The following is a 24,544-nucleotide window of genomic DNA, read 5'->3' on the forward strand; positions in this document are numbered from 1 at the left end:
AGGTCAATGGCATCACAATGGACGGTATTTCAGCCATCAGTTGGGAGGCCCCTGATAAGCCTAGGAAGAAATTTTTCGAAAGCTTGTTAAAAAAAATGATCTTTAGGCTTACTGATGCTGAGATTGGTAAGGTAGTTGTTGTAGTTGATTTTTCATCTGAGCAACCTAAGAGTGCAATTGTCAGACATAAAAAAACTTGGGGTTTGCTTGGTGAACGTGGAGTAAAAGTGGATGATATTAAAAATAAGAAGGATCACGTATTAGATTCTAATAACGGCCTCATTCTTACAGGTAATGGTGATGTGGATATGGAGTCTGAAGGTGTCATCGAAAGCCTAATAAACACTAACGAAAACATATATTTTATTGTGGGCGGAGATAAAATCCTCGTGGATTCGTTTAATGACATCCATTTCAAAAAAAACTGGATGGAGGATACTTGTAAAAACGGAGGTATTATTTTTATGCCGCTGGGTTATGCAGATGAACCTTCCTGCGAAGTCGTTGCGTTCGGTAAAAATGAACGTATCCGATCATTGCATTCATGTTAAGCGAATTAGCTGCCGCTAATCGCTACGGGTGGGGAGTATTCCGGGTTAGGTGGATACCGTATTTAACATAATATACATTATGCGCCATTTAATGATATCTTGAGGCCCGCCCAGAAATTTGGATTATGTTAAAGGACCAGCCTCAACCGCTGGCTCCCTCTGTGACAGTTCGTGGTTGAACGTTTGAATTGCAGAATGATGGTCCGTAGCGGCGCGATTTATCGCGTGTTCCTGGCACCGGCGCGTAACAGCGCGATTTATCGCGCTGTTACAGGTGGGATTACCAGCTCACCGGCTTCAGCTGCATCCCATGATTACCACGGTAATCTGGCGATACTGACGGCGTCCAGTTAGCCAGTAACTCAGCCTGTGGTTTATAAATTTCCACGCCCAACGGACGGCAAACTTTCAGCGTGTCCTCTGCTTCATCTCCCCACATGGGCAGTGACAGATCTCCGCCCGGACACGTTGACAACGCGCACAGCAGGTCAATCTCAGCGAAGAACTCCAGGTAATCACCTTTTTTCGCCGGACAGGCTTTCATAAAATACTGGTCATCATCATTCAGGCCGGTGCACTGGAAAACGTTCATGACATCGTGAACATCAAACTCCGTCAGCCCCCACGGCTGCACCGCACGCACCAGATTGGAATGGCAATGGAAATCAAAGTCCTCACCGGTTAGTAGCTTGTTCACGTAAGGATCGCAGCGTGTTCCCAGCAGATCGTGCACCCGTCCACCATCGCTATCAATACCGTAATCGGCCAGAGAATCTGCGGTAATGGTCGCCATCGGACGGATAAACGGCAAGTTTGACCACAAACGATCATAGGTCGAAAGATGCGCGCGTTGCAGCTGGCGGGTACGGGAAACCCACATTCTCTCGCGGGGATCGCGGCGGTTCCAGATGTTCAAATCCCCTACCTGCGGGCCTTCCGGCGTGGTGATGCGGAACAGATGCCCGGCCGGAACTTCCCAGGCAAAACCGGTGCGAATGGGGATTAAATGGGACGCAGTCAGCTCGCGTGGTCCCTCGGCCAGTGCCTGATAAAACGAGCGATCAACATCCAATGCAGAGCCAGATGTGCTCTGATAAGCAGCAGGATAATTCGACATCAGTATGATTCTCCATGAGAAATAGGATGACTAAAGGTGGCGGTCAGCTGCCGCTCCGAGTAATCGAGATAATCAATCAGCGCACGACATGCCGCTTCACTTTGTTGCTGACTCAGCAAGGTCAGAATTTCGCGATCGCGCGCAATCCACGGCAGCTGAAAGTCACGTTCTCCGGCACCGCTGCAAAACAGCAGACGTAATTGCGCCAGCAGCACGCTAAAAAAATCATTAAAACGGGCGCAGCCCAGCATCTGCACGATGCTCTGATGAAAACGCAAACTGTGCGTACCCACGCTGCGCCACGCCTCATTGGCCGCTGCAAGCGCCGCGTTATCCAGGTGCTGCGCCATGCGCGCCAGGTGAAAATCGCTGATCGGGCTGTTGACCGTCAGCGCCAGCACCTCCAGATGGCGACGTGCTTTGAAGATGTCCCGCACATCGCGTTTATCAAGCTGACGAACAAACACCCCGCGATTTTGGTGATAATTCACCAGCCCCTCACCATGCAAAAAACGCAGCGCTTCGCGTAACGTGTTACGCGAGCTATCACATAATGCCGCCAGTTCGATCTCACCCAATGCCTGTCCGGCTACCAGGTTGCCGCTGATAATATTTTCACGCAGCAAAATAGAGATACGCTCAAACGCAGGCAAGCCGGATAAGTCAAGATGCTCTGGAATTTCAATCGTTAAGGTGCGAGTTTCTCCGGCGGAACCTTTCATGTTTTGCCCTCAAGCCGTGGCCATATCATCAATAAAGCGGAAGATGCGGTGATCGCGCATTTGGCGAATTTCCGCCGGGGAAGCATCAATTTCAATGCGCCCCTGCTCCATAAACACCACCCGATCGGATATCGCAAAAGCAAACTTCATCTCGTGGGTAACGATCAACATGGTAATCCCCTCCTCTGCCAGCTTTTCAATCACCTGCAACACCTCGCTGACGCGTTCCGGGTCCAGCGCGGAGGTTGGTTCATCAAATAACACCACCGCCGGTTTCATCACCAGCGTGCGGGCAATCGCCACCCGCTGTTGCTGACCGCCGGATAACTGATGTGGATATTTCGTGGCGTGTTCCAACATGCCAACTTTATCCAGCATCGCCAGGCTGCGTTGATGCAGATCCGCACGGCTATCGAGGTTGTGCAGACGCGGGGCCAACATCAGGTTCTCCAGCACCGTTTTGTGCGGGAACAGATTAAAACCCTGAAAGACCATGCCCAAGCGCGTGATCTGCGCGCGATAAGGCAAGGCATTCTCGCGCTGACCGGCACGGATAAATTCTTGTCCAAGCAGTTCAACGCTGCCCTGATCCATCACCTCCAGACCATTGACCATGCGGATCAGGGTGGTTTTCCCCGAACCTGAAGGACCGATAATCGAGATCACCTCACCAGGCTGTACGCTGAGGTTGATATCCTGCAACACCGTCTTGCCATTAAAGGCTTTGCTCAGGCCATTTAATCGCAGAATCGGTTTCGCTGAGGCGCTATGGCTTTTACGTGTTTGTGCCAGCGCTGCCGGTAAGCGGCTACGCGCCTCGACGGCATCAAAAGGTGCCGGAGTTCGATTTTGCACATCCCAGCGCCGCTCCAGCCAACCAAACAGACGCTCAAACAGGGTGACAATCAGCACGTAATAACAGGCCACCGCCAGCAGGGTTTCCATCACCTTGAAGTTGTCGGTATATAAACGTTCTCCCACCATCAGAATCTCTGACAGCGAGATCACCGAGACCAGCGAGGTCATCTTCACGATGGTGATAAACTCATTTACCAGCGTTGGCAGAGAGATGCGCAATGCCTGCGGGATAATGATGCTCAAACGAATCTGGGCATTGTTGAGTCCTAACGCCCTTCCCGCCTCAAATTGTCCACGTTGCACGGATAACAAGCCGCCACGGTGGATTTCAGCGATATAAGCCGTCTCACTGATGATCAGCGCCAGCAGTCCGGCGGCGAACGGATTGGAAAGCATGCCGCTGGTTGCCGGGAAAATTTGCGGCAAGTTAAAGATAAAAATCAGCAGCACCAACAGTGGCAAACTGCGGAACAGCCAGATATAGCAGGCTGCGGCATTGCGCAGCACGGCATTACGCGACTGTTTCGCCAGTGCCACGCCCAGCCCCAGCACAATTCCGCCTAACCAGGTCAGCACACTGAGTTGTACCACCAGCCAACTGGCCCGCCAGAAGTCTGCGTAGTGAAATAAACTTATCAGGTAAGGCCAGTCAAATTGCATGCTTCCTCCAGTGCTAACCCGTGTTACAGCGTGCCAGCCAGTGCTTTGGCGCTTTCATCAGCATCCGGCATTTGCAGGTTGTATTTCTGCAACAACGCACGGTAGCTGCCATCACTGACCTTCTGCGCAAATGAGGCTTTCAGCTCGCTTAATAGCTGTGGATTGTCTTTATTCACCGCCAGGCCCACCACCACCGGATAGATCATCTGCTGCGAAGAGATTTTCAAACGCTGGCCGGTTTTTTCGACAGTGGCTTTCGCCACGGCAGCATCCTCGTACTGCACATCGACAGCGGCGGACAGCAGCGCCTGGGTTGCTTCCGGCGAGGTCGGGAACTCGCGCACCGAAATGGCCCCCAGACCTTTCGGCTGGCAGTAGTCGACAGACACCTTATTTAACCGGGCGATCCAGGCTCCGCCTTTAATCGATGCTACGCGCTTGCCACACAGATCTTCCGGTTTTTGTGGGGTAAAACGGGAGTTGGCGGTCACCAGCAGCGAGCCACCGGTCTTCATATAAGGCAGGAAATCCACCTGCTGCGCCCGTTCTGGCGTGACGTAAAGTGTTGACGCCACCACGTCGAATTTATTGCTTTTCAACCCCAGAATCAGGCTGGCAAAACGTGTGTCCTTCACCACCGGTTTGAGCTTCAGTGGTGCGGCGATCAGGTCAATAAACTCGGCGTCAAAGCCAGCAGGTTTATCCTGCTTGAGGAAGTTATACGGCGGATAAGTCAGATCAGAGCCAATGGTCAGACTGCCTGGCACAAGGGTGGCAGCCTGGGCCACGCTGAAAAACACAGGTGCGGCAAGACAGGCCATGCGTAACATCGTTTTCATAGTGGAGCCTCTGGTGTTGTTTGTTCAACAATGTATAAGCATTAAGTGTGCCAATTTAATAATGGCTGATTTTTCTTGTCAGAAAGAGAGGGGTGAGTTGAAAAACAGAGGCGGAATTGAACCAATATGGGGCAGGACATCACGGGTTATGCACCAACATAACCCATGATTGAGGAGGATTAGTGTCCGATAAACGCGGTAAAGGCCGCCAGTTGGCGTGTCAGGAAGCGTTTAGTGTCTTCATCCACCAGTACGCCATCAATCACTTTATGACCAACATCACCGATCATGGCTTCAGGCTTGTTCAAGACTTTGGCATCGAAATAGCCGAGAATTTGACGCAGATGGATCTGCGCCCGGACTCCACCTAATTTACCCGGCGAAGCAGACTGAATCAGCACCGGCTTTCCGGCAAGAGGTTGAGGATTAACCCGTGACAGCCAGTCGAGGGCGTTTTTTAGCAATCCCGGTATCGAATGATTGTATTCCGGCGTGATGATCACCAGGCCATCGGCCTGCTTGATCTGTTCAGCCATAGCGACCACCGCCGCCGGGAAACCGGCCATTTCAGTGTCCATGTTGTAATGCGGGAATTCGCCGGGCGAACCCAGTGCCTCAAACACCACCCCTTCGGGGGCCAGTTCCGGTAAGGTGTTAGCTATCGCGGCATTCACCGAACCGCTGCGCAGACTGCAAGTCAATGTGACAAGTTTCATCATTCTCTCCTTAAGGTTAAAACTGATAAACCAGCCCGACCGCGAGGACATCGTCAGTCGAGACACCCGCCGCATGGGAAAAATCGCTGCTATCAATCAGGTTCAGCTTATAGTCGACATAGGCGAGCATATTTTGATTGAAAAGATAAGAGGTGCCGAAGTCGACAAACCTGACCAGATCCTGATTACCATACAGTTTGCCATTGCCGGCAAGGCCGAGATCTTTGGCCCGCGCCTGGTTATAGGCGATAAAGGGAACAAAGCCAGAATCAAAGGTGTATTGAGCAAAAGCCTCGAAGATTTGTGACTGGTTAGCATAGCCATAAATGTCAGAGCCGCTGCGCGAACCGAAGCGGGAAGCGTTATAAGCCTGGGTGTACATGGTGGCGATATACAGGCCGTGCGCATCATATTTGAGTGCCGCTGAGTATGCCTCTGCATGCGCGCCCCGCCCCATGATCCCGCTGGCGCTGTTGTTCTGTTCGCTGGTGCGGTCGGAATGGGTAAACGCACCGACCGCTTTGAAACCATCGCCAAACGCCCAGGCGACCGACATTCCGTAGCCCTCGCCATTTTGTCGCAGAACATCGCGCGCGCCCGGCTCTCCGCCGCCATCATTTTTACCCTGATATTGCAGGGTAAAATCCAGCCCATCAACAACACCAAAGAAACCACTATTGCGATATGTCGCCAGACTGTTGCCACGACGGAACATAAACTGGTCGGTATTGTATGTCAGAGCATCGAACTCAGGCTGCATATCGGTCAGGCTAAGTGCGTCGTATAGCACACCTACGTTGCGCCCATAGTCAAAAGAACCATATTTACCGGCTTTAATCCCGGCAAAACCCAGGCGAGTAAACATTGAATCGCTTTCACTTTCGGCCTGATTGGTGTTGAACTGGCTCTGCCATTGTCCATAGCCGATGAGCAGGTCAGAAATCTGCGTCTGACCTTTGAAGCCGACGCGCATATAGGACTGATCCCCATCCTGACTTTTATCATCGCTAAAATAACGTAAGCCGGAAACGAGGCCATATAAGTCCAGTTTGTTGCCATCTTTGTTATAAATTTCCGCCGCTGACGCATGAATGCCAATAAAAAACCACGGAGCCAATAACACCCATGTTCTGATCTTCATTTATCCCCCTCAAAGAAGTAGAACAATTATCTGAGGGAGATGGGAAAAAAGTAAGTTATACAGAGGGATAGTTATACGAAGATATAATTGATCATGCCGCCGTCATGATCGGTGAGTTATTCAAAATATCTGAAAGAGTTCGCCAGGCATCTGCTATTTTGTTACCGCGCTCCAGTGTCTACAATTTGTCCAATCGCAGCCAAACCTGCATTTAAATTGAAGCGCACAGGAAATCATCATGAAATCGTTCAACATTTTTATCGCCACGCTTGCCCTGCTATTTTCGCTGCTCAATGTGGCGCAAAGTGCCCCGGCACGCACCACCCTGCTGGATGACGCCGCCGCCCGCGTAGTGATGCAGTCAAAAGAAGCGGGAGCCACTTGGAAAGTCGACAGTGAACGTTATGTGAATCATATCGAGCCTGCTGCTGAGTTGGTGAAATACACCCGGTAACACCGCAACGCCTTTGTACAAATTGAGCCGTGCCCCTTTCCTGCTAACTTGTTGATAATAAATTTAGAAAATCTTAAGCCAACCGGTGCTTAAGGTCGATAGCGCACGTTCATTACCCCACAGCAACAGGCTTCTCTGACTATACTTTCGCGGGGGAAAATTACCTGGCTTCCCCGGGCTGATCCAGAAAACCGTAAGTCGTTTTTCTATCAATGAGGAGTCTGTTCTATGGCATTTGTAACGACAAAAGATGGCGTGAATATCTTCTTTAAAGACTGGGGACCTAAAGAGGCGCAACCGATTGTCTTCCATCACGGTTGGCCGTTAACGGCAGATGACTGGGACAATCAGATGTTGTTCTTTCTGGCACAAGGTTTTCGGGTGATTGCAATCGATCGACGCGGACATGGGCGTTCGGACCAGGTCAGTGACGGACATGACATGGACCATTACGCGGCAGATGCTTCAGCGGTTGCGGAACATCTCGATCTACATAATGCCGTGCATATCGGTCACTCGACCGGTGGTGGTCAGGTAGCCCGCTATGTCGCCCAATACGGTCAGCCACAGGGACGCGTTGCCAAGGCGGTGCTGATCAGTGCCGTACCTCCGCTGATGCTGAAAACGGCCAGCAATCCCGACGGCACCCCGCTGGAGGTGTTCGACAGCTTCCGCGCCGCGTTGGCAGCGAACCGCGCGCAGTTCTACCTGGATGTGGCTTCCGGGCCGTTCTATGGTTTTAACCGCGCAGGCGCGGAGGTTTCCCAGGGAACCATTCAGAACTGGTGGCGACAGGGCATGATCGGCAGCGCCAAAGCCCATTACGAGGGGATTAAAGCCTTCTCTGAAACCGATCAGACCGAGGATTTAAAAGCCATCACCGTCCCGACGCTGGTGTTGCAGGGCGATGACGATCAGGTGGTGCCCTACAAAGTCGCCTCATTGTTGCAGGATGAGTTACTGCAAAATAGTACCTTAAAGATTTACCCTGGTTTCCCTCACGGCATGCATACCACCCATGCTGATGTGATCAACGCTGACCTGCTGGCGTTTATTCGCGCCTAGTTTTATTATCGAAGCGGTTAATTTAGAAAAGACAGACAGAGAAATTCCAGAATATTTCTCTGCCTGTTATTATTCCATAACGGTATGGGATTTTGTTTTTCATGGGAAGAATTAATAGTAATTAAAATCATAAGGCTGCAATATATCCCACCTTGCGGAAATTAATGAAAAATTGGATGAAAATACGCTATTTTTCAATCTCCCATCCTGATTGACAAACACCTGCCAGCGACTAGATTTCAATATGTGACGCCATGTGTTGCTAGTGAAATATAACCGAAGCCAGAGGTGTAACATGAGACTTTCTCTCAAGTCAGACGTGCAGGCATTGCAAGATAAACTTTCTGAATATGAAAAAGATGAAACCATATCAAATATTGAAGTACTGGAATTAAGTAAACTTGCCGATGATTATATGGCAAAAGTTGAGGCGGAATATTTAACCTTGGATAAGGAAGTATTCCAGGGATGTATCGATGATATTTCTCAGGAATTGCAAAAAATGGCTATTGCGATAGAAAAAGACAAACCATCACAGGAAGATAGTGATAATTTAAATGCCGCCATTCAATTTCAGTTAGCGCAGTTAGTGGTGAATTACAATCGTACTGTGGGTAAAGTAAAATTCAAATCCGGATTCCTGAACTATTTTAATAAAAATAGTTGAATGGCTTACTCTCCCGTAGCGGCGCGATTAATCGCGCGTGTTGGCTTTTAGATACGCGATTAATCGCACGGACTGGCTTTTAGATACGCGATTTATCGCCCCGCTCCCCAACATTACCTGATGATAATCATAACAATTGTGCTACCATACTCAGGCATACTAACTACCAGACATCTCACGCAGGTTGAACCTGCCCTTTTTCGCACTATATTGGCTATTGAGCACGACTTTTAAACATCCGTGAAACTCAGGTTGAGAAGAGACCTTCTATGAATCACATAGTTTATGTTGTTGATGATGATGAGTCGGTACGTTCTGGTTTGAGTAATCTACTTAGCTCAGAAAATTATGACGTTATCGCTTTTTCCACGGCGCAAACATTTCTTGATCACCCATTTCCTCCGCTTCCTGGTTGTTTGATTCTGGATATTAATATGCCAGATGCCGATGGTTTTGCGGTAGTTAATGCGTTGAATGAACGAGGTTATGCCATACCGACCATCTTTCTCACCGGTTTTGGCACCATTCCGGTTACCGTCAGGGCAATGAAGACCGGCGCTTGTGAGTTCCTCACCAAACCGGTTGATCCTGACCAGATTATCCAGGCCGTGACCGAAGCCTTGCAAATAGCGGAAGAGAATCTGGCTGCTTCACAGGAAAAGTACGACATCACTTCGCGCCACCAATCACTGACGCCGCGTGAAAGCGAAGTGATGCTGCTGGCGATCGGCGGCCTGCTCAATAAACAGATCGCCGCAGAGATGGGCATCAGTGAAATCACCGCTAAGGTGCATAAACGCCGGGTAATGGAGAAAATGAATGTCCGTTCGTTGTCCGACCTGGTGCGAGCTGCCGAGCGGTTGAATATCCTCAGCACGCGCCGTCGTTAGTGTTACATGCTGGCTGGCGGCTCAGTGGGTAAGGTAAACCAGAACACACTGCCACAGTCAGCCCGGTTTTCCCCCTTCAGTTCGCCACAATGTTTTTTGATGATGCCGTGACTGATGGCCAACCCCATCCCCATCCCCTCTTTTTTGGTGGTATAGAACGAATCAAAGATATGTTCTTTCACCTCGTCAGGGATACCTGATCCGGTATCCATCACCGCAAAGCGGATAGTGTCCGGCGTGGGGTTGGAGGTTGCCAGCGTCAGGGTCAGCCCACGATCTTCAATGCCGGTCATGGCATCAATGGCGTTCACTACCAGGTTCAGCAGCACCTGCTGAATCTGGATGCGATCACAATAGACTTCCGCATGTTCGGCGTGCAGCTTCAGCTCCAGTGAGATCCATTTACGTTCAATCTCTGCCCGGGAAAGCGCGAGGATATCGCGCGCAATCAAATGCAGGTTGGCTTTGGCATAAACCGAATCATGTTTGCGGGTTAATGCCTGCAAGCCACGAATAATATCCCCGGCGCGTTTCCCCTCCTGCAAAATCTCGTCGAGACTGAAGCAGGCGTTTTCAATATGGCTCTGCTCACGTTTCAGCCAACGCAGACTGGCACCCGCATGGGCGACAATCGACATCAGCGGTTGGTTGATTTCATGGGCAATCGACGCGGTTAACTGGCCGACGGTAGTGGCACGTGAAACGCGCGCCAAATCGGCCTGCGCCATGCGGGCCGCATCTTCGGCACGGCGTTGCACCGTAATATCCGAAATGGTGCCAAAGTACTCTTTTATCTCCGGCCAGTTATTCACCGGATCGCCAATCCCCTTGATATAACGGCATTCACCATCCGGACGAATGATACGAAACTCAGCCTGCATGCTGATACCGTTCTGCACGCTGTCGCTGACCAGGTCGTTGATGCATTGATGGTCATCAGGATGAACGAAGGTCATAAAATCCACCATCGACAGCGTTTTCGGTTGTTCAGGCAGGCCGAGAATACGCAGATACTCATCCGATACCGACATCAAATCCTGCTCAATCTCCCAACTCCAGGTGCCGGTATGACTGATTTTCTCCCCCAGCATCAGCGAGGTCTGGCTGGTGCGCAACTGCTTCTCTACCCGTCTACGGTGGATGTTCTCTTCCAGCAACTCCGCATATAACCGGGCGGTTTCGATGGAAACGGCCGCCTGGGCGCTCAGGGTTTTTACGATATGCGATTGCTTGGCGGTAAACACGTCCGGCATCAACCGATTTTCCAGGTACAGCACCCCAACCATATTGGCCTGTTTGAACATCGGCACACACATCACCGCCGCTCCCGAGGCAACCAGATAAGGGTCCTGACTAAAGGGGCTGAAGTCTTCCGGCTTGCCGGTACGGATCTCCTGCCCGGTGCGAATCACCGCAGAAAGTACCGACAACGGCAGGTCGCTGGCTGTCGGGCGTTGTTTGACGATTTTGACTTTGACGCCATCGGCATTCGCTTCCGCCCAGGCTTCAGTCTCCGGGATGTTACCATCCAGCACGCGAATCAGCAGGCAACGCTGCGCCCCGGCGCGTTCCAGCAGCATGCGCATCAGGATATGGATCAGGCGGTCGAGGTTGATTTCCTCCGTCAGGGCACGCACCGCAGTCACCATACTTTCCAGATCGCGGATCGATTCATCTTCAAACGGAATGGTGGTGAAGGCATTACCGGGTTTTGGCGTGGCTAACTGGGGATAGTGTTGCTCAAGCTGCCGCACTTTGGCCAATGCCCCCCAGTTATCCCAGCCGCTGATCGCCCCCTTTAAATAGGCATCAGCCGGAACCTCCAGTTTCCACGCCTTGGCACAATAACCGGCCAGCTCATAGGCCAACGCATTGATATGTACGTAGCCTGCTTTACGGGACAGATTGATCGCCATTTCGTACTGACTCAGCGCCTCACCCACTTCACCGCGCAGGCGTGCCAGTTCGGCGGCCAGCAACGCTACCTTGTCGGCAAACAGGTCGGGGTTCAACACCGACCACTGCACCAACTGATCGAAATGCGTGTGGGCAATTTTCTGCTCGGCAGCGCTTGCCTGGCCGGTTGCCAGCGGGACAGTCAGGCTCAGCGCGCTGAAAAAGTGTAGGTCCATCAGGTAGATATAACCTGGCACCGCGTTGACTAACTGTGCGGCCTCAGCGAAACAGGGGTCTGCCTGCGCATATTCACCGGCATAAAAATGGGCCATGCCGCGATAGAGCCACGACCAGAACATCACCATCGCTTTCGGGCCGGAGACCAGCCCCGGCTCGCTACCGACCAGATGCGTCGGAAACGCATCCACGCCACTGAATTTTTCCCCGTGGCTGCCGCGCAGATGCATCACCAGATGCTTCTGCATCAACAGCACATTTTCGACATCGGGATAGAAGGATTGCCGGGTAAACGCCAGACCGCGTTCAATGGTAGTTTGCACCGATTCCAGATGATCGCCGCGCGTCAGATAATTCATCACCTGATGGCGCAACGAGAGGCAGGCAAAGGACTTATCGCCATGCGCCAGCGCAACATTAAAACTTTTCTTTGCGCAATCGATTGCGAAGGCCAGTGGTTGCGTCCAGATCCCCACCTGATCAAGCGGCAGCAGCGTACGGGCTTTGAAACGCAAAAAATTGTGTTTCTCGGCCAGCTGGCTGGCGAGCAGCCCGGACTTAAAGCCGTAGTGATATTCCTGGTAACGATCGGTAATCAACACGCTAAACCACGACAGGCCAAATACCGAGGCACCGGCAATACCATGATCCAGCGTCATGTCGAGGATTTTGCACACCAGCAGCAGATGCAACTGCGGACAATCGTAGGAGGAAGCAAAGATGGTGCTGGCCATCAGATTCAGCACTGACTCTTTTTCGCGGTTCGCCATCAGCGGCAGCGTGCCTAGCGTAGCGGCCGGTTCGGTCCCGAGCCGGGCCTTCAGGGCGTGCCAGGCCGCGTTGCACTCTTCTTCGTCGGGATCGCGGTTGAAGTGCACGCCAAACACCGCCAGCCACGCCAGCGCCGTCTCCAGCGCCAGATAGTTGTCCGATTGACGCATATGGATTTCCGCTGACAAACAGGCGGCGGCGGATTTCTCGGTCAGGCTGCCAGGCATATTGAGCAACAAGGTGCAGTGGGCTTGTGCTTCGTTCAGATTGCCCTGCAAAAACTGACACTCCGCCTCCTCAAAGCCGAGCAGGAAGTGCTCGCCATCTTCGCGCTGGTCATTCAGATCGCGCGCAGTGCGCAAATAACGCAAAGCGGAAGCATAATCCCCTGCCCGTTTGGCGCGCTGCGCCGCGGTCAGGCTCAGGCGAAAATAGTTGCGGATTTGCGCCGCGTTCAACGTAACCTTCGTCGCCAGCGCAATATGGTGTACCGCGCGAAACAGCGTCTCGTTACCTTCGGCACGCGGTGCCGATTCCGCCAACAGCGCTGCGGCCTGCTGATGGATCAGTAATTTCTGTTTAAAACCGATCAATAAAAACGCGGCGTCATGGACCCGTGCGTGGGTAAAAGCGAAGTCATCACCGCTGAGGGTAATAAATCGCGCCGCAATCGCCGGTCGTAGTCGTTGCTGAACGTTGTGCGGGTGCGTGCCCAGAATCTGACTGAGCAGCGCCAGCTGGCCCTGTGCCCCGATGCAGGCCATGCAGCCCAGCAGTTGACGGGTAGGCTCTGGCATCCGTTCCAGTTGTCGCACCACCAGACTGGCGACGTTATCGGTGTACTGACGCGCCCGCAACGCGCTGCGATCGTAGTGCCACTTCAGCGGATCTTTGGTGGAAAAAATCAGCCCATCATCAATCGCCTGTTTGAAAAATTCCTGTAAGAACAGTGGATTGCCGCCAGTTTTTTCATGGATCAACTGTGCCAGCTCACTGGTGCCGCTGGTACGGGTATGCAGCATGCCAGCCAGCCAGCGCGCCACCATTTTAACGTTAAGCGGCTCCGGGGTGATTTCGGTCAGACGTGCTGCGGCGATACGGATGCGCGTCAGAAAATCCGCCACCAGCGGACAAGGCATCGACTCCGCATCGCGGTGAGCAATCACCAGCAAAAATGGCAGATGATCGTTACACTTAAACACCTTCTCCAGTAGTTGCAGGCTGGCCTGATCCGCCCAATGCACGTCATCGATTAACATCACCAGCGCTTTGCCGGATGAGGCCAACGCCTTAATCAACGCACAGGCCATCTGACTAAAGCGCTCGCGGGCATCGCTTAACGGCTCGGTCATCACCGGGGATTGCGCGATATCCAGCAACTGGCGCAGCTCCGGCACCAGTTCAATAGCCAGATCGACATTATCACCCAGCGCCCGTAATAAGCGCGCGCGCCACACCATGACCTCAGCGACCGACAGGCCAAGCAGATATAAAGTCAGCGTACGGAAGGCGTTACTCAGCGCTGAATAAGGGATCTGCGGCGAATGTTGATCGGCTTTGCCGACCGTGAGCAGAATGGGTTTGTGTTGTAGCTTCTTCAGCGCCGAGGCGATAATCGCTGATTTCCCGACACCTGGTGCACCGCCAATCATCACCAGATGATGGCTGCCGCTGTGCTGCGCCTCCTCCAACGCATGAAGTAATACTCGCGCCTGGGGATGGCCGGTAAATAGCGTTTCCACCCGATAATTGCTGGTGAAACGCTCCTGCAGTCCGAGGGTAAACGGGGCGATGGTCCCTTGTGGCGTCAGGGTCGCTTTGCAACGCCGCAGGTCAGCCAGCAGGCCATCAATGGTCTGATACCCCTCCACCGGAGATTTTGCCAGCAGGCGCAGGATAATCGCCGACAACATGGCCGGCACATCAGGGCGGATCGATTCGGGTGGACGCGGCGCGGTCGCCAGATGATGATGGATCCACTCCGCTTGCCCGGCCTGGGGCGAACCAAAAGGTAGCCTGCCGGTCAGCATTTCATACAGCACCACGCCGAGGCTGTAGAGATCGCTCAGATTGCTCACCGGATACGGCGTCCGCCCGGTATGCTCCGGCGACATATACGCCAACGTCCCTCCCGAGGCGCGCAGCGAATTTTTCAGTTGGGAATCCACCGTCACCGAGGCGAGGCCAAAGCCGCCCAGACGGTAAGAACCGTCGTTATTCAGGAACAGATGCGCCGGTTTGATATCACCGTGCACAATGCCCTGATGATGCGCCTGACTCAGTGGCAGGCAAAGCTGAATGGCGTTGCGCAAATAATCGGCGATCTGCTCGGGTGGCATCGCGATGATCCCGGCCAGAGATCGATAAGGAAAAGCCGGATACACCAGTGCGTAGCGTCCGTGATAGCGAGTATGGCCCACCGGTTTCACCGCCCAGCGGGTTGCCAAATGTGGAGCCAGCGCCAGCTCATTTTTTAACAACTGTGCGCCCTGGAAAGCCACCTCATCACTGGCAGCGGTGGCGATAATAAATGTCTCCCCCGTTGCCTCACGTCCCATCAGCCAGGCGATGCTGCCATCCTGCGCCAGTGGCATCAACACCATCTCGTCCGGCAGGGTGATTGTCTGTTCTTCGTTACCTTCCTGCGGCACCGAGATAATGCCCATTAGCGTGATTCCCCGTGAGACAGTTCGTTACGGATGATGGTCAGGAGCGTATCAACATCGATAGGTTTGCGCAAAAAGGTCACCGCACCCAGCGCGATGGCATACCACTGCACCGCCTCTTCCTGTTCGGCAGAGATAAAAATCACCGGTAGCGTAACGGCTTGTTGTTGCAGGATGGCGAACAGCTCAAAACCGCTCATCCCTTTCAATCTGACGTCGATGATCAGCATGACCGCGCCGGTTAATGCTTTGTCATCGCAGAGGAGTGCTTCGCCTGATTCATACAGGCTGGTGGTGTATCCGTCAGAATGCAGTAAATTGCTCAGACCATTACGGACTGAGCGTTCATCGTCAACGATAACAATATGCTGTGGCAGCGTCATGCTGTGATCCTCTGATAATCCTCACGCGAACGTGAGGATGTTCCTTAGGGTTCCTTCTCTCCTTGCGGCGGCGGTGTACCACTGATTTTCGGCACACATTCATGGCGGAACCAGGCCAGCGTCACAGGTTGACGGCGAATCAGCCGTTGCGCCAGCGGCACCAGTTGCTCCCCCACCAGCATGCCAAACAGTCCCAGTAAGGCAATCACCGGTGGCGCAGGAGAATTAACATCCATCAGGCCGTAGATCACACCAGCCAGAATGCCGACGCCCAACGAAATAACGTAGGATTTCAACATGTTCAGCCGACCTTATCAACATGGGTGGTGATCGCGCTGGCCTGTGGCTGGGGTTTGACATGCGCCATAATCTGCCCACCGATGATCATGCCAAGCAAACCCACTAACGCAATGGCGGGCGGTGCGGGTGAGCGCACCCGGAGCAGCGCATAAAACAGCCCCACCAGCACGCCCGCCCCCAGAGAAATGATCAAAGGATTCATCATGATCCTCCTGTGACCGGCACATCACGGTGCCGGTCAGGCGCAGGGAATTAGCGTGCCGGGACCGGCGCCAGGGTACGGTGCTCGCTTTCCTGACGCGAAGGCGCTTTGTGTACCATGGTGTAGGCATAATCCACGCCGATGCCGTAAGCGCCGGAATGTTCTTTGGCAATTTTCATTACCGCGTCGTAGGTATCACGGTGCGCCCAGTCACGCTGCCACTCCAGCATCACCTGCTGCCAGGTCACCGGGATCACCCCCGCCTGAATCATGCGTTGCATGGCATAGTCATGGGCTTCTTTCGAGGTGCCGCCAGACGCGTCCGCCACCATATAAATTTCGTAGCCGCCTTCCAGCATGGCGCACAGCGCAAAGCTATTGTTACACACTTCAGTCCACAGACCAGAAACCACCACTTTCTTCTTACCGTTTGCGGCCAGCGCATCGCGTACTTTCTGATCGTCCCATGAGTTCATGGAGGTACGTTCCAGAATATCCAGCCCCGGGAACACGTCCAGCAGCTCAGGGTAGGTATAGCCGGAGAAACTCTCGGTTTCGACGGTGGTGATAATCGTCGGGATGTTAAAAACCTTGGCCGCTTTCGCCAGCGCCACGGTGTTATTTTTCAGTACCTGGCGGTCAATTGATTGCACGCCAAACGCCATCTGCGGCTGCTGATCGATAAAGATAATCTGGCTGTTAAGCGGGGTCAGAACTTCGAGCTTTGAGTTGGACATGAATGTACCCATTGAGGTTAGTAACTGGATTTCCGCGAACAAAAATACGGAGCAAAAGTGGCAGTCACCGGCTGGTCACTGTCCAATCTGAGTTTAGGCGGCATGGGAGTGCCGAACCATTATCTCTGTGTATAGGTATACGTTCGTATAGGTATCCCTTTGTATAACTAGACGGTCTTTCTCCCCGCTTACCATAATCCTGAGCTGATGGTGCGACCGCGCACTTCCCGTCCGGCCAAACCGGACATCTCAGTTCAGGAGGATCTATGGTGACGCTCGGTAAGGCAGAGCTGATTTTAATCAACGGCAAATTCCACACCGTCGACCGCGCCAACCCGGTGGCCGCCGCCGTGGCAATTCGCGAAGGCAAATTTCTGGCGGTGGGCAGTCAGGCAGAAGTGATGGAACATCACTGCGAAGGTACGAAGGTGATCGACCTGAAAGGTCATACCGTGGTGCCTGGCCTGAATGACTCGCATCTGCACCTGATCCGCGGCGGCCTCAACTACAACCTCGAACTGCGCTGGGAAGGCGTGCCTTCACTGGCTGATGCGCTGCGGATGCTGAAAGAACAGGCGCTGCGTACGCCATCGCCACAGTGGGTGCGAGTGGTCGGTGGCTGGACCGAGTTCCAGTTTGCCGAACGTCGCATGCCAACGCTGGAAGAAATCAACGAAGCCGCACCCGACACGCCAGTGTTTATCCTGCATCTCTACGATCGCGCCCTGCTCAACCGCGCCGCCCTGCAAGTGGTGGGCTACACCAAAGACACCCCCAACCCACCGGGTGGCGAAATTCAGCGTGACAGCAACGGCAACCCGACCGGGATGTTGATTGCGCGCCCGAATGCGATGATCCTCTACGCCACGCTGGCGAAAGGCCCGAAATTGCCGCTGGAATTGCAGGTCAACTCCACCCGTCAGTTTATGCGTGAACTGAACCGTCTTGGCCTGACCAGCGCCATTGACGCCGGCGGCGGTTTCCAGAACTATCCCGACGATTATGAAGTGATTGCCGAGCTGCACAGCAAAAAGCAGATGACGGTACGTATCGCCTATAACCTGTTTACTCAGCGTCCCGGCCATGAATTAGAAGACTTTGAAAAATGGACCGATATGCTGACCCCCGGCCAAGGCAGCGACTATTTCCGCCATAACGGTGCCGGTGAAATGTTGGTGTTTTCGGCTGCTGACTTTGAAGATTTCCTCGAACCGCGTCCGGATTTGGCGCCTGGCATGGAAGACGAGCTGGAGCGCGTGGTGCGTCATCTGGTGGAGCACCGCTGGCCGTTCCGTTTACACGCCACCTACAACGAATCCATCAGCCGTATGCTGGATGTGTTTGAGAAGGTGGATCGCGATATTCCGTTTAACGGCCTGCACTGGTTCTTTGACCATGCCGAAACCGTGACGCAAAAAAATATCGATCGTATCAAAGCGCTCGGCGGCGGCATTGCGGTGCAGCACCGTATGGCGTTCCAGGGCGAATACTTTGCCGAACGTTATGGTATCGAAGCCACCCGTCATACCCCGCCGGTCGCGCGCATGCTGGAAACTGGCGTACCAGTCGGTCTCGGCACCGATGCCACCCGTGTCGCCAGTTACAACCCGTGGACCGCACTTTACTGGCTGGTTTCCGGACGTACCGTGGGTGGGATGCAGATGTATGACGTCAACGCCCGCCTTGACCGTGACACCGCGCTGATGTTGTGGACGCAAGGCAGCGCCTGGTTCTCCAGTGAGCAAGGTAAAAAAGGCCAGATTATCGTCGGCCAACTGGCGGATATGGCGGTGCTGAGCAAAGACTTCTTCAGCGTGCCGGAAGAGGAGATCAAAGGCATCGAATCGGTGCTGACGGTGGTGGATGGCAACGTGGTGTATGCCGCCGGTGCATTCAGCAGTGAAGCGCCGCCGACCCTGCCGGTGCTGCCGGAGTGGTCTCCGGTGGTTAAGGTGCCGGGGCACTATCGCAGCGCGCCTCCGGGTGCCACAACCCGCGTTGGTATGATGCCACAGGCGCACCATTGCAGCGGTCCTTGCGGTGTGCATAGCCACCAGCATGATATTGCCCGTGGTGCTAACGTTCCGGTAGCCGAAGACAACGCCTTCTGGGGCGCGCTCGGTTGCAGCTGCTTCGCGTTTTAATCTCATGAAAACGTCATCGGTTTTCTCACTCCCGCCCCGGATCGATCTGGGGCTGTTCTTCCTGCGCCTGACCGGCAGCCTGTTGTTGTTGCATGTGCATGGTCTGCCTAAGGTGTTTCATTTCCAGCAGGAACTGACGCGCATTGAAGACCCGTTCGGCATGGGGCCATATATGAGCCTGATTCCGGCGATCGTCGCCGAGGTGATCTGTCCGATTTTGATCATCCTCGGCTGGTGGTCACGCCTCGCCTGTCTGCCCATCATCGGCGTGCTACTGGTGGCGATGCTGGTGGTGCACCCGGACTGGTCGATAGCTGACGGCCAGTTTGGCTGGTTGCTGTTGATCATTTTCACCACCCTGGCTCTCACCGGACCGGGCGCATGGCGTATCGGCGTCAAACCCAAACAGGAGCTGCGTCATGGCACAGGTTAACGATATGCACAGCGCGGTGGTGACGGAATTACCACCGCAAGCAGCCTCGCCGTGGCAACCGTTGCATCAGCCAGTTTTCCGTATGCTGTGGCTGGCAACGGTGGTTTCCAACATCGGTTCATGGATGAACGATGTCGGCGTTAACTGGAGCATGCTGACGCTCAGCGCCGATCCGCTAGCGGTGGCGCTGGTGCAGGCTGCCAGCAGCCTGCCGATGTTTCTGTTCGCACTGCCTTCCGGGGTGATGGCTGACATCGTCGATCGGCGTAAATATTTGCTGTTTTCCCAACTGTGGGTATTTATCGCCGCCGCCGGTCTGACGTTGCTCTCCTTTTTTGGGCTAGTGACGCCGTGGGTACTGCTGGTGGCCGCCTTCCTGCTCAGTACCGGTGCCGCGATGAGTTCACCGCCCTTCCAGGCTATCGTGCCGGATCTGGTGGATAAACATGAGCTGGGACCGGCCATCGCCCTTAACTCACTCGGTATTAATATCAGCCGCGCTATCGGGCCGGCACTGGGTGGCCTGATCCTCTCCTTTGCCGGTCCGTGGATGGTGTTTCTGCTTAATGCCCTGTCGGTGCTGGGCGTGGCCTGGGTGTTGTATCGCTGGAAAGCCGCACCCAGCATCCAGCGCCTGCCACCAGAACACTTCTTCCCGGCGGTGCGGGTGGGGTTACGCTACGTCCATGCCGCCCCGGTGTTCCGTAACGTGCTGGTACGTACCTTTGCCTTTTTCCTGTTTGGCAGTGCCGGATGGGCGTTGTTGCCGTTGGTCGCCCGGCGGGAACTCGGTCTCGGGCCTGGTGGCTACGGCATTATGTTGGCCTGTATCGGCGTCGGTGCCATCTGTGGCGCGGTGCTGCTGCCGGGGTTACGCAAAAAATTCAGCGCCGACCGCCTGATGGTTCTCGCCAGCATCATGTTTGGTTTGACGATGCTGGCGCTGGCCTGGATTCGTCATTTCTGGTGGCTCAACGCCTGTGAATTCTTTACCGGCTTTGCCTGGATTGCGGTGCTTTCGACTCTGAATCTCGGCGCGCAGCGTAGCGCGGCGAAATGGGTGAAAGCGCGTGCGCTGGCGGTTTACCTGACGGTGTTTTTCGGCTCAATGACCGTCGGCAGTGCCTTATGGGGACAATTGGCGGCCCATTTCTCCATCCCGCTGTCGCTGACCTTCGCCGCAGTCGGCATGTTTCTCTCCAGTGTCACCGTCTGGCGTTGGCGACTCGATCAGGATCCGGATTTGAATCTGGAGATCCTCAACGAGGCCGATAGCAGTCCGGTGCCCGATATCCACCACAATCGTGGCCCGGTAATGGTGAGCTATGAATATCTGATCCGTAGTGAAGATGCCCATGATTTCACGGTGTGTATGCAGGATATGCGCCGGGTACGTCGCCGTGGCGGGGCCATCAACTGGTCAATTTATGAAGACGTGCTGCAACCCGGCATTTTTGTGGAAACCTTTGTCGTCGGTTCGTGGATGGAACACCTGCGTGAAAAGGAGCGCTACACCATGAACGACCGCAAAATCCAGAGCCGGGTTTACGCCTTCCATCAGGGCGAGAGCTTGCCCGACGTTCGTTATCTGGTTGCACCGGCTTGAGGCCGCAACCCTGCCATATCAACCCACAACAGCAATAAGAGGTCCATGCAATGAGCACGTTTAAAACCACAGATGGTACGCAGATTTATTTTAAAGACTGGGGCAAGGGTAAGCCGGTGCTATTCAGTCACGGCTGGCCGTTGGACGCGGATATGTGGGATAGCCAGATGAATTTCCTCGCCGAACGTGGCTATCGCGTTATTGCCTTTGACCGTCGCGGATTTGGTCGTTCCGATCAGCCGTGGCAGGGTTACGACTACGATACCTTCGCCTCCGACATTAACGATCTGATCAACCATCTGGGGCTGGATAAAGTGACGCTGGTGGGCTTCTCGATGGGCGGTGGTGATGTTACCCGTTATATCGGTAATTACGGCAGCGCACGTGTTACCAGCCTGGTGCTGCTGGGTGCGGTTACTCCTATCTTTGGTAAAGCAGCAGATTATCCCGAGGGTGTCGATTTGTCGGTATTTGCCGGGATTCGCGAGGGGTTACGCAAAGATCGTGCGCAGTTTATCCAGGATTTTGCCGCACCTTTTTATGGCACCAACGCCGGTCAGACCGTCTCTGAAGGGGTGCTGACTCAGACGCTGAATATCGCGCTGCTGGCGTCGCTGAAAGGCACACTGGATTGTGTGACCGCGTTTTCTGAAACCGATTTCCGCACCGATATCGCCAAAGTGGACGTTCCGACCTTGGTTATCCACGGCAGCAACGATCAGATTGTGCCGTTTGCCACCACCGGTAAAGTGGCGGCAGAGATGATCCCTGGCGCGGAATTGAAGGTGTATGAAAATGGTCCGCACGGTTTCGCTGTGACCCATCAGGATCAGTTGAATGAAGACCTGCTGGCTTTTCTGCAACGTTAATTCATTCAGCGGCGCGATATCTCGCGCCGCTATCCTGGCTTAACGTGAAGGATGGTTCACTTCCAGCGGGCGCAGATCAAACAACAGCACTTCTGCCGCCTCGCCGTCGCTAAATGTCAGCGTTTTCTCATCACGTACTCGCGCACCATCTCCGGCTTTGAATGTCACCCCATTCACCGTGACGCTACCGCGTGCCACATGAATATAGGCGTAGCGATCATCGCCCAGGGTGATGGTCTGCTGCTCGCCCTGATCAAATAACCCGGCGTAAATCCGCACATCCTGACGGATGCTGAGCGCCCCATCCTCACCTTCCGGTGAGGCAATCAGCCGCAGATTGCCACGTTTTTCGTTGTCAGGCACCGAGATCTGCTGATAACCCGGCGGGGTGTTTTTCTCCTCCGGCACTACCCAGATTTGTAGGAAATGCACTCCGTTTTCACTGGAGTGGTTAAACTCGCTGTGCGTCACACCACTACCGGCGCTCATCAGTTGCACATCACCAGGGACGATAACCGAGCCGGTGCCCATTGAGTCTTTATGTTCCAGCGCGCCTTCCAACACATAGGAGATTATCTCCATATTGCTATGCGGGTGAGCGCCAAAGCCCCGGGCTTTTGCCACCCGGTCATCATTAATCACCAACAGGTCAGAAAAGCCTACCTGTTTTGGGTCCCAATAGTTGGCGAATGAGAAGGTGTGGTGTGAATGTAACCAGCCGTGGGCGCCGACACCGCGTTGTTCTGACAGGCGTTGTTCAATCATGTTTTGCTCCTCAATGTTCTGTGTTTAACCGGATAAAGGGGGTGATGTCCCTTCGTTGAACACAGATTAAGGTAAACAAATTTGCCGAACAATTACGTCAAAATGCAATCAGTGTAACGTTTAAGTGGACAATTGGGCGATAAAAAAGCGCGATAAATCGCGCTGCTACGGAACTCTGCCGGGACACGATAAATCACGCTGCTACTGCCGGTTTGTAGCGGCGCGATTTATCGCGCGTCAGGCAATTACAGATTGGAGAACTTATGCAGCACCCGCACCAACTGGGTGACAAATCCGTATTCGTTGTCGTACCACGACACGGTTTTTACCAGCTGGATATCACCGGCTGCGCTGATTTCCGTCTGGGTAGCATCGAAAATCGAGCCAAACGGCAGGCCGACCACATCGGAAGAGACAATCGGGTCGTCGGTGTATTTAAAGGATTCGTTGTTTTCACACGCCAGTTTCAACGCGGCGTTGATCTCTTCCACCGTTACCTTTTTATCCAGCACCGACACCAGCTCGGTCACTGAACCGGTTTTTACCGGTACACGCTGCGCGTGCCCTTTCAGCTTGCCGGAAAGCGCCGGGATCACCAGACCAATGGCTTTGGCGGCACCGGTAGTATGTGGGATCACGTTCTCTGCCGCCGCACGTGAGGCACGGAAATCCTTACCACGTGGCCCATCCACCAGCGCTTGAGTGCCGGTGTAGGCGTGAACGGTGGTCATGGTGCCGACCTTGATACCAAAGCTGTCGTTCAACGCTTTCGCCATCGGCGCCAGGCAGTTGGTGGTACAGGATGCCACCGAGATAATGGTGTCATCGGCGGTCAGGGTGTCATCATTGACGTTGAAGACGATGGTTTTCATCTCCCCGGCTGGGGCTGAGATCAGCACCTTTTTCGCCCCGGCATCAAGGTGCGCCTGGGCTTTTTCCGCCGAGGTGTAGAAACCGGTACATTCAATGACGACATCCACGCCGAGATCACCCCAGGGAATGTTCTTCGCCTCTTTCTCGGCAAACACCTTGATGCTGTTGCCGCCAACCACCAGGCTCTGCCCATCCGCGCTGACCGTGGCCGGGAAAGCGCCATAGTTGGAGTCATACTTCAGCAGATAAGCCAACATTTCTGGCGAGGTGAGATCGTTGATAGCAACAATTTCAACGGGTTCTTGTTGTTCCAGCAGACGACGCAGCACCAGGCGACCGATACGTCCGAAGCCGTTAATACCGATTTTTTTCATGACAGAAATCCTTAACAGGTAAGAGGAATTCAATGACAACCGGGAAAGATGACAATTAAATTAACGCAACCACCACCTGCCCCCCACGCATTCTGTGCGCACTGGCACTAAGCCTTTATCTTTTCATCAAATTTTTCGTGATGCGCAAAAACGCGCTTTTATCGTTAGCAAACTGTCCCCTGACTTCACCTGGGGTAGCGTGAAGATATTTTTTATACACGCGGGTGAAGGTTTGCTGACTGGTAAAACCATTTTCGACAGCGATCTGCAGCAGGGTTTTCTCGCTGTGGATGATTGAGAACGTCGATCTGATCACTCTGCGCAGCCGCATGTACTCGCCGAGGTTATAGCCAGTGACTTCACGGAAGATACGCTGGAAATGCCAGTGACCGTAACCGCTTTTGCCGGTTACGGTGCTGACACGAATGGTTTCGTCATACAGGTTCGCTTCAATCCAGTGAATAATGTCATCCACCACCGAATAAATCATTTTGTCATGCGTTGGATAGAAGGTCGGCAAAAACGGTTTTGTCACAGTGATAGCGGTCATATCACCCCCAGCCGTGCAGAGAATGAGGAACAATATCAATCATGACCGCCGGAAAAGG

The 24,544-nt window shown here is 53.7% G+C and carries 23 protein-coding genes; 9 read left to right on the forward strand and 14 right to left on the reverse strand.

The window, feature by feature from the left end:
* Window positions 1-17 precede the first annotated feature (17 nt).
* Window positions 18-551, forward strand: a complete 534-nt coding sequence (locus AC6I8W_RS10705; protein ID WP_497834992.1) for a hypothetical protein — start codon at window positions 18-20, stop codon at window positions 549-551.
* Between the two features lie 280 nt (window positions 552-831).
* Here the strand turns inward: AC6I8W_RS10705 and AC6I8W_RS10710 are convergent, their stop codons facing one another.
* The 6 genes from AC6I8W_RS10710 to AC6I8W_RS10735 all read right to left on the reverse strand — a co-directional run bounded on the left by AC6I8W_RS10710 (window position 832) and on the right by AC6I8W_RS10735 (window position 6,604).
* Window positions 832-1,668, reverse strand: coding sequence for an urea carboxylase-associated family protein (locus AC6I8W_RS10710; RefSeq protein WP_497834993.1), 837 nt, complete (start codon window positions 1,666-1,668; stop codon window positions 832-834).
* Window positions 1,668-2,390, reverse strand: a complete 723-nt coding sequence (locus AC6I8W_RS10715) for a GntR family transcriptional regulator (RefSeq protein WP_497834994.1) — start codon at window positions 2,388-2,390, stop codon at window positions 1,668-1,670. The genes AC6I8W_RS10710 and AC6I8W_RS10715 overlap by 1 nt, the downstream gene beginning before the upstream one ends.
* 9 nt (window positions 2,391-2,399) lie before the next feature.
* Window positions 2,400-3,908 carry an amino acid ABC transporter permease/ATP-binding protein gene (locus AC6I8W_RS10720; protein WP_497834995.1) on the reverse strand — a complete coding sequence of 503 codons (1,509 nt, stop codon included), beginning with the start codon at window positions 3,906-3,908 and terminating at the stop codon, window positions 2,400-2,402.
* Window positions 3,909-3,931: 23 nt separating this feature from the next.
* Window positions 3,932-4,747 carry an ABC transporter substrate-binding protein gene (locus tag AC6I8W_RS10725; RefSeq protein ID WP_497834996.1) on the reverse strand — a complete coding sequence of 272 codons (816 nt, stop codon included), beginning with the start codon at window positions 4,745-4,747 and terminating at the stop codon, window positions 3,932-3,934.
* 179 nt (window positions 4,748-4,926) lie between these two features.
* On the reverse strand, window positions 4,927-5,463 hold the full coding sequence (locus tag AC6I8W_RS10730) for an NADPH-dependent FMN reductase (RefSeq protein WP_497838167.1): 537 nt from the start codon (window positions 5,461-5,463) through the stop codon (window positions 4,927-4,929).
* Between the two features lie 16 nt (window positions 5,464-5,479).
* Window positions 5,480-6,604 (reverse strand): porin, encoded by a 1,125-nt coding sequence (locus AC6I8W_RS10735; RefSeq protein WP_497834997.1) that lies wholly within the window; start codon window positions 6,602-6,604, stop codon window positions 5,480-5,482.
* 238 nt (window positions 6,605-6,842) lie between these two features.
* Between AC6I8W_RS10735 and AC6I8W_RS10740 the strand changes: the two genes are divergently transcribed.
* From AC6I8W_RS10740 to AC6I8W_RS10755, 4 genes are all read left to right on the forward strand, one after another.
* The gene (locus tag AC6I8W_RS10740; RefSeq protein WP_497834998.1) at window positions 6,843-7,058 is read left to right on the forward strand and encodes a DUF1471 domain-containing protein; all 216 of its coding nucleotides are present in this window, start codon (window positions 6,843-6,845) and stop codon (window positions 7,056-7,058) included.
* Between the two features lie 228 nt (window positions 7,059-7,286).
* Entirely contained in the window at window positions 7,287-8,123 is an 837-nt protein-coding gene (locus AC6I8W_RS10745; protein WP_497834999.1) for an alpha/beta fold hydrolase, read from the forward strand.
* Between the two features lie 295 nt (window positions 8,124-8,418).
* Window positions 8,419-8,790 (forward strand): hypothetical protein, encoded by a 372-nt coding sequence (locus AC6I8W_RS10750; protein ID WP_497835000.1) that lies wholly within the window; start codon window positions 8,419-8,421, stop codon window positions 8,788-8,790.
* Between the two features lie 269 nt (window positions 8,791-9,059).
* Window positions 9,060-9,680, forward strand: a complete 621-nt coding sequence (locus tag AC6I8W_RS10755; protein ID WP_497835001.1) for a response regulator transcription factor — start codon at window positions 9,060-9,062, stop codon at window positions 9,678-9,680.
* Between the two features lie 2 nt (window positions 9,681-9,682).
* On the opposite strand, the gene AC6I8W_RS10760 is transcribed toward AC6I8W_RS10755, so the two are convergent.
* From AC6I8W_RS10760 to AC6I8W_RS10780, 5 genes are read right to left on the reverse strand one after another with little or no spacing between them, the layout of a single operon-like run.
* A complete protein-coding gene (locus AC6I8W_RS10760) occupies window positions 9,683-15,250 on the reverse strand; it encodes an ATP-binding sensor histidine kinase (RefSeq protein WP_497835002.1) in 5,568 nt (1,855 codons plus the stop codon).
* Complete coding sequence (locus tag AC6I8W_RS10765; RefSeq protein ID WP_497835003.1) at window positions 15,250-15,633, reverse strand: response regulator transcription factor; 384 nt, start codon at window positions 15,631-15,633, stop codon at window positions 15,250-15,252. The genes AC6I8W_RS10760 and AC6I8W_RS10765 overlap by 1 nt, the downstream gene beginning before the upstream one ends.
* 44 nt (window positions 15,634-15,677) lie before the next feature.
* On the reverse strand, window positions 15,678-15,932 hold the full coding sequence (locus AC6I8W_RS10770) for a XapX domain-containing protein (protein ID WP_497835004.1): 255 nt from the start codon (window positions 15,930-15,932) through the stop codon (window positions 15,678-15,680).
* A 2-nt stretch (window positions 15,933-15,934) separates the two neighbouring features.
* On the reverse strand, window positions 15,935-16,135 hold the full coding sequence (locus AC6I8W_RS10775) for a DUF1427 family protein (protein ID WP_497838168.1): 201 nt from the start codon (window positions 16,133-16,135) through the stop codon (window positions 15,935-15,937).
* A gap of 50 nt (window positions 16,136-16,185) precedes the next feature.
* A complete protein-coding gene (locus AC6I8W_RS10780; RefSeq protein WP_041525948.1) occupies window positions 16,186-16,872 on the reverse strand; it encodes a hydrolase in 687 nt (228 codons plus the stop codon).
* A gap of 266 nt (window positions 16,873-17,138) precedes the next feature.
* Between AC6I8W_RS10780 and AC6I8W_RS10785 the strand changes: the two genes are divergently transcribed.
* Genes AC6I8W_RS10785 through AC6I8W_RS10800 form a run of 4 tightly spaced genes read left to right on the forward strand, consistent with a single transcriptional unit; the run spans window position 17,139 to window position 21,924 of the window.
* Window positions 17,139-19,016, forward strand: a complete 1,878-nt coding sequence (locus AC6I8W_RS10785) for an amidohydrolase (RefSeq protein ID WP_497835005.1) — start codon at window positions 17,139-17,141, stop codon at window positions 19,014-19,016.
* Window positions 19,017-19,020: 4 nt separating this feature from the next.
* Complete coding sequence (locus tag AC6I8W_RS10790; RefSeq protein WP_497835006.1) at window positions 19,021-19,449, forward strand: DoxX family protein; 429 nt, start codon at window positions 19,021-19,023, stop codon at window positions 19,447-19,449.
* Complete coding sequence (locus AC6I8W_RS10795; RefSeq protein ID WP_497835007.1) at window positions 19,436-21,055, forward strand: MFS transporter; 1,620 nt, start codon at window positions 19,436-19,438, stop codon at window positions 21,053-21,055. The genes AC6I8W_RS10790 and AC6I8W_RS10795 overlap by 14 nt, the downstream gene beginning before the upstream one ends.
* A 50-nt stretch (window positions 21,056-21,105) precedes the next feature.
* Window positions 21,106-21,924, forward strand: a complete 819-nt coding sequence (locus AC6I8W_RS10800) for an alpha/beta fold hydrolase (protein ID WP_497835008.1) — start codon at window positions 21,106-21,108, stop codon at window positions 21,922-21,924.
* A gap of 39 nt (window positions 21,925-21,963) precedes the next feature.
* On the opposite strand, the gene AC6I8W_RS10805 is transcribed toward AC6I8W_RS10800, so the two are convergent.
* The 3 genes from AC6I8W_RS10805 to AC6I8W_RS10815 form a co-directional block, all read right to left on the reverse strand.
* On the reverse strand, window positions 21,964-22,689 hold the full coding sequence (locus AC6I8W_RS10805; protein WP_497835009.1) for a pirin family protein: 726 nt from the start codon (window positions 22,687-22,689) through the stop codon (window positions 21,964-21,966).
* A 245-nt stretch (window positions 22,690-22,934) separates the two neighbouring features.
* The gene (gap, locus tag AC6I8W_RS10810) at window positions 22,935-23,936 is read right to left on the reverse strand and encodes a type I glyceraldehyde-3-phosphate dehydrogenase (RefSeq protein ID WP_497835010.1); all 1,002 of its coding nucleotides are present in this window, start codon (window positions 23,934-23,936) and stop codon (window positions 22,935-22,937) included.
* A 115-nt stretch (window positions 23,937-24,051) separates the two neighbouring features.
* Window positions 24,052-24,486 carry a helix-turn-helix domain-containing protein gene (locus AC6I8W_RS10815; RefSeq protein ID WP_497835011.1) on the reverse strand — a complete coding sequence of 145 codons (435 nt, stop codon included), beginning with the start codon at window positions 24,484-24,486 and terminating at the stop codon, window positions 24,052-24,054.
* Window positions 24,487-24,544: the final 58 nt, after the last annotated feature.

The sequence above is a fragment of the Pantoea sp. X-Soil-TKNS-1211 genome (genome assembly GCF_059730495.1).